At 68.3% G+C, this 1,638-nt stretch carries 1 protein-coding gene; it reads right to left on the bottom strand.

Annotated features, from left to right (window positions below; genetic code table 11):
* Positions 1 to 41: 41 nt before the first annotated feature.
* Positions 42 to 1,638, bottom strand: a 1,597-nt coding sequence (locus tag ACFWFI_RS42630) for an LCP family protein (protein WP_387401341.1), incomplete at its 5' end; no start/stop codon positions are given.

The raw sequence follows: 1,638 nt of genomic DNA, 5'->3' as shown, positions 1-1,638 counted from the left end.
CCCCGCCGTCGCCGGCGGGGCCCTTCCTCATGTGGATGACGTCACCAGGTGTAATTCGGGTTGACCTTCATGCACGCCTTCTCGTCCGCGCCGTTGAGCGGGTTCGCCGAGTCCGGCGTCTTCTCCTCGGCGGCCTTGGCGGGGTACGCCTCGTCCTTGCGCCAGTCGGCTCCCACGGCCAGGACGATGCCCGAGACATCGGTCGACTTCTTCACCTGGGACACCGGGATCCCGAGTGCCTTGGCGACCGCCTGGGCGTCGCCCTCCATGTCCGCGCTGGGGTACAGGATGCCTGTCGTGGCGGCCGCCTCGATGTTCCCCGAGTCGATCGACGCCTTGGCGAAGCCGGCCTCCGTCAGCAGGTCCTTGACCGTGCTCGCACGGCCCTGGGCCGGGCCGAGGACGTCCGTGGAGGTCGCGTTGCGCACACTCACGGCGATCTCTGCGGTGGGGGCGGCCTGGTCCTTGGTGACGGGCGTCTTGCGCTTGGACGCCTTGCCGTCCAGCGGGATGTCCTCACGGATCATCCGGAACACCTGCTCGGCCTCCTCGGCCTTCGGGTACACCCGGCCGCTGAAGTTCCCCGTGCCGTAGACGTTCGGCATGGTCGTCATGGTGATGCGGTCGGTCGGGGCCTTCTTGAGCTCCTCGGCCAGGTCGTACAGCTTCTTGACGGTGTCGAGGCCCTTGTCGACCGTCAGTGCGCTGGTGGCAGCCTCGGCGAGGTCCATCAGCTTTCCGGGGTCGGTCAGCTTGGTGCCCTTGCGCAGCTCCCGGACCATCGAGTTCAGGTACTGGTGCTGGGCCTTGGTCCGGCCGAGGTCCGTGTTGTCCTCGAAGCCGTACCGCGTGCGCAGCCACTGGAGGGCCTGCTTGCCCTTGACGGAGGTGGTGCCCTTCTCCAGCTTCAGCCCGGACCCCTTGCCGTCACTGGAGCGCGACTCGACGTTGGCGTCCACACAGACGGGAACGCCGCCGACCGCGTCGGCCATGGAGACGACACCGGCGAAGTCGATCATCATGAAGTGGTCGATGGTGATGCCGGTGAGCTCGTACCAGGCGGCCACCGTGCACCCGGGGCCGCCGCGGCCCAGACTCTCGTTGGTCTGGACGTCGACCGTGCTGGCCGGGTACACGTCGCCGGTGTCGGGGTCGGTGCACTTGGGCATCTTCAGCATGGTGTCGCGCGGCATGCTGATGACCGAGATGTTGCTGCGGTCCGCCGAGAGGTGGAGCAGCATCTGCACGTCGGCGAGCGGTGTGCCTCCGAAGGTCTCCTTCGCGCCGCCCAGCTTCTGGTTGGCCTTGGAGTCCCGGGCGTCCGATCCGATGAGCAGGATGTTCAGAGGCGTCTGTCCGGCGGCGTTGGCCTTGTGGTCGGCCATCTCCTTGTCGCCGAGCGTCAGATCCTCTTTTCTGATGTTGCCGTTGAGGTGCTTGTAATACAGGTAACCGGCGCCACCGGTTCCGAGTATCAGCAGCGCGAGAACGGACGCCACCCAGCGCAGCACGCGTCGCTTACCGCCCTTGGCCGCCCGACGCGAACGCCGGTTGGGCCGCGCCGGCCCGTGCCCGCCCTCCGGCGGGGCGGACCGCTCCCGTCGGCCGTGGCCGCCGCGTACTCGGCCAGGCCGGCGG

Origin of the sequence: Streptomyces sp. NPDC060209 (genome assembly GCF_042728155.1) — a bacterium.
GTDB lineage: Bacteria > Actinomycetota > Actinomycetes > Streptomycetales > Streptomycetaceae > Streptomyces.
The sequence above is the reverse complement of the archived record's forward strand: the minus strand, read 5'-3'. Positions and strand labels throughout refer to the sequence as shown.